The sequence below is a fragment of the Paraburkholderia sp. Ac-20347 genome (genome assembly GCF_017104805.1).
In the GTDB taxonomy this organism is placed as follows: Bacteria; Pseudomonadota; Gammaproteobacteria; order Burkholderiales; family Burkholderiaceae; genus Paraburkholderia; species Paraburkholderia tropica.
The window spans coordinates 1-4,149 of record NZ_JAAGPN010000434.1; the positions used below are offsets into that span (position 1 = coordinate 1).

A 4,149-nucleotide genomic window follows, 5' to 3' on the forward strand; every position below is an offset into this window, starting at 1 on the left:
TCGCCGCGCGGGGTGCGATCGATGCGCCCGCCGCCGTCAACGCCACGCCGCTGAAGAAACTCTTCGGCCGCGTCGGCGCGGGCGAGGGTGGCGCGCGTCCGCACGCACCGGCCCCCGACGCCCCGCCCGCACGCCTGAACAATCTGTTCGACCGGCTGCGGGGCGGCAACGTCGGCGATGTCGGTAACATCAGTAAAAACAGCAACACCGGCAACCGTGATGGCAGCAGTGAAGCCGCGCCGCGCCGTCCGTGGTTTCTCAAGGGAGTGAGCGGGCCATGAAAGTGGTGAGTGTGGTGTCGGCGAAAGGCGGCGTCGGCAAGACGACCGTCGCGGCGAATCTCGCCTCGGTGCTCGCGGCGCAGGGCCGCCATGTGGTGGCGGTCGATCTCGACCCGCAAAATTCGCTGCGCCTGTATTTCGGCGTGCCGCTCGACAGCGTCGACGGCCTGTCGCGCGCGGCGCTCACGGGCGCGCCCTGGCAGAGCGCGATGGTCGACGGCAGCGACGGCGTGGTGGTGCTCGCGTTCGGCGCGCTGATCGAAGAAGAACAGCATCTGTTCGAACGCCATCTCGACGAAAACCCGCAATGGCTGCTGCGCGGCCTGGAGTCGCTGCGTCTCGACGAACCGGACATCGTCGTGATCGACACGCCGCCGGGCTCGTCCGCGTACACGCGCGCCGCGCTCACCGCCGCGCATTTCGCGGTCAACGTGGTGCTCGCGGACGCCGCCTCGTACGCCGCCATCCCGCAGATGCAACGCATGATCGACGCCTACGCCGCGCCGCGCCCCGAGTTTCGCGGCGAGGGCTACGTGGTGAATCAGATCGACCAGTCGCGCCAGCTCAACAAGGACGTGTTGCGCGTGCTGCGCGACATGCTCGGCGACCACATGTTTCCGGGCGTCGTGCACGACGACGAGGGCGTCAGCGAATCGCTCGCCTGCAACACCACGGTCGTGCGCTACGACCCGCTGTGCCAGGCCGCCGCCGACATGCGCGCGTTCGGCGCATGGCTGTTGAACGCGCTGGAGTCGGACGGCGCGACGTCGCGCAGGAGCGTGGCATGAGCACGGTACAGTCGGGCCCCGGCGCGCAGGAAGACGGCGGCAAAGGCACCTCGCGCCTCGAACGTTTCGCCGACGCGCGCGTCTGGGGCAGCCTGCCCGTGATGGCGCTCCTCACGGTGTTCTCGCTGTGCGCGCTGTTTTTCGTCTTCACCGTGCCGCTGCCCGACCGCGAGCAACTGATCTTCGCGATCTGCTGCTTCGTCTGCGCGCTGTTTTTCCGGCGTTTCGCGGGCCACTACGCCACGCTCGTGATGATCATGCTCTCGGTGATCGCCTCGGGCCGCTACATGTACTGGCGTCTCACGGAAACCACGTACTGGACGCGCCCGCTCGACGCCGTCTGGGGCCTGCTGCTGGTGTCCGCCGAAGTCTACGCCGCGCTCGTGCTGATGCTCGGCTACTTCCAGACCGCCTGGCCGCTCAAGCGCAAGCCGGTGCCGCTGCCCGCCTCGCGCGCCGACTGGCCGACCGTCGACATCTTCATTCCGACCTACAACGAGCCGCTCTCGGTCGTGAAGCCCACGATCTACGCGGCGCTCGCGCTCGACTATCCGTCCGACAAGCTTTCGATCCACGTGCTCGACGACGGCCGCCGTCCCGACTTCAAGGCCTTCTGCGAGGAAGTGGGCGTGAACTGGACGATCCGCGCGCACAACCGCCACGCCAAGGCGGGCAACATCAACGAAGCGCTCAAGATCACCGACGGCGAATACTTCGCGATCTTCGACTGCGATCACATTCCCACGCGTTCGTTTCTGCAGGTCTGTCTCGGCTGGTTTCTGCGCGACAAGAAGCTGTCGATGCTGCAAACGCCGCACCACTTCTTTTCCGCCGATCCGTTCGAGCGCAATCTTGGCACCTTCCGCAAGGTGCCGAACGAAGGCGAGCTGTTCTACGGCCTCGTGCAGGACGGCAACGATCTCTGGAACGCCACGTTCTTCTGCGGTTCGTGCGCGCTGCTGCGCCGCTCGATGGTCGAAGAGATCGGCGGCATTGCCGTGGAAACCGTGACCGAGGACGCGCATACCGCGCTCAAGCTGCATCGGCTCGGCTACACCACGGCGTATCTGGCGATTCCGCAGGCCGCCGGTCTCGCGACCGAAAGTCTCTCGGGCCACATCGGCCAGCGCATTCGCTGGGCGCGCGGCATGACGCAGATTTTCCGTGTCGACAATCCGCTGATGGGCAAGGGCCTCTCGTTCGGCCAGCGCCTGTGCTATCTGAACGCGATGATGCACTTCTTCTACGGCATCCCGCGTCTCGTGTTCCTCACCGCGCCGCTCTCGTTCCTGTTCTTCGGCGCGCACGTGATCCAGGCCTCGGCTGCGACCATCGCGCTGTTCGCGCTGCCGCACATGTTCCATGCGAACGTCACGAACTCGCGCATGCAGAGCCAGTTCCGCCATTCGTTCTGGGCGGAGGTCTACGAGTCGGTGCTCGCGTCGTACATCACCGCGCCGACGCTGCTCGCGCTGATCAACCCGAAGCTCGGCAAGTTCAACGTGACGGCGAAGGGCGGCAAGATCGCCGAGAACTATTTCGACTGGGCGATCTCGCGGCCGTATCTGATTCTGCTGATGCTGAACCTGATCGGCTTCCTGGTCGGGCTCTGGCATATCCACGCGTACTGGCACGTGAAGAGCGTGGTCAACACGACGCTGCTGAACCTCGCGTGGACGGCCTACAACATGCTGATTCTCGGCGCGAGCGTGGCCGCAGCCAACGAGCACAAGCAGGTGCGCGCGGTGCACCGCGTGGCCATGAAGATGCCGGTGATGCTGCGTTTCGGCACGGGCCGCACGCTCGCGTGCGAGACGCTCGATTACTCCGAGGGCGGCGTGGGCGTGGCGCTGCCGCAGAACATTGCGATTCCGCTGCATGAAACGGTGACGGTGTCGCTGTTTCGCGGCGACGAGGAATACGCGTTTCGCGCGACCGTGAGCTTTTCGGCGCCGGGGCGCGCCGGCCTGCAGTTCCTCGAAATGACGAAGGCGCAGGAATTCGATTTCGTGAAGACGACCTTTTCGCGCGCCGATGCGTGGACCGGCTGGGCCGAGGGCCGTCAGGCCGATGCTCCGCTGCGCGCGCTCTCGAACGTGCTGGGAGCGGGCCTGGGCGGCATCGGCGGCCTCTTCCAGCATCTATACGCGGACTTGCGCGCCTGGGGAAAGCGCGGCGGCAAGCGGACCGGACAACAAGACAGCTAAGACACATGAAGAAAGGGAGCGGTTTGTCACGCCCGCACGCGCGTTCGGGCGAGCAGGGGAGCGCGCGTCTCGCGGCGCCTCGAATCGACGGGCAGCGCGCGCAGGACTTCGACGCGATGCCGGAAACCGGCGCGCAGCGTTTGCCGCGCCTCGCGCGCGCGCTCGTCTGCGGTCTCGCCGTGCAACTGTGCGCCGCGCCGTTCATGACGTTCGCGCCGATGGCGATGGCGGCATCGGCCAATACCGCGGCGAATGCAACGAACGCAGCGAATGCAGCGAATGCCGCCGCGAAATCCTCCACGCCGAGCGACGCGCCGCCGCCGCTGCCGGGCGCGAACCACAGCGCCGCCGACGGCGCGACCTCGGTCACATGGCTGGCAACGGCAGTGCCGACGCTAACGGCCTCTGCCGCCACGCTTTCCACGACCGCCGCCGCACCCTTGCGCACCCAGCGCGGCGCGAGTCCCAGCTCCTCGAGCGCGTATTCATCGAGCGCCATCCGCGCCCTCCTCTGCAAAAGTCAGACGCATCACCATCGCGTCCTCGCGCGTGTGGTGACGAGCCGGATAGTAGTTCTTGCGACGCCCGACAGTCACGAAACCAAACTGCTCGTACAGCCGGATCGCCCGATGATTCGACGGCCGCACTTCGAGCAGCAGGCCTTCGAGCCCCTGCGCGCGCGACATCCGCACGCCTTCGCGCAGCAGCGCGAGCCCGGCGCCCGCGCCCTGCGCCGCCGGCGCGACGCACAGATTGAGCAGATGCATCTCGTCGACCACCGGCATCAGCACGCAATAGCCGATCAGCGTGCCGGTCACATGACGCATGCAAATGCCGTAGTAGCCGTTGCGCAGCGAATCCTCGAAATTGCCC

At 66.7% G+C, this 4,149-nt stretch carries 5 protein-coding genes; 3 read left to right on the forward strand and 2 right to left on the reverse strand.

Features of this window, described 5'->3' with window-relative positions:
- From G3N97_RS37015 to bcsA, 3 genes are all read left to right on the forward strand, one after another.
- A partial coding sequence (locus G3N97_RS37015; protein WP_205997724.1) for a hypothetical protein occupies nucleotides 1-281 on the forward strand: 281 nt, incomplete at its 5' end.
- Nucleotides 278-1,069, forward strand: coding sequence for a cellulose biosynthesis protein BcsQ (bcsQ, locus tag G3N97_RS37020; RefSeq protein WP_205997725.1), 792 nt, complete (start codon nucleotides 278-280; stop codon nucleotides 1,067-1,069). The genes G3N97_RS37015 and bcsQ, both read left to right, overlap by 4 nt.
- Nucleotides 1,066-3,276 carry a UDP-forming cellulose synthase catalytic subunit gene (gene bcsA, locus G3N97_RS37025; RefSeq protein WP_205997726.1) on the forward strand — a complete coding sequence of 737 codons (2,211 nt, stop codon included), beginning with the start codon at nucleotides 1,066-1,068 and terminating at the stop codon, nucleotides 3,274-3,276. The genes bcsQ and bcsA overlap by 4 nt, the downstream gene beginning before the upstream one ends.
- 26 nt (nucleotides 3,277-3,302) lie before the next feature.
- On the opposite strand, the gene G3N97_RS37030 is transcribed toward bcsA, so the two are convergent.
- Complete coding sequence (locus G3N97_RS37030) at nucleotides 3,303-3,461, reverse strand: hypothetical protein (protein WP_205997727.1); 159 nt, start codon at nucleotides 3,459-3,461, stop codon at nucleotides 3,303-3,305.
- A 300-nt stretch (nucleotides 3,462-3,761) separates the two neighbouring features.
- Nucleotides 3,762-4,149 (reverse strand): ribosomal protein S18-alanine N-acetyltransferase (gene rimI / locus G3N97_RS37035; protein ID WP_205997728.1); only part of this gene is annotated, 388 nt, incomplete at its 5' end.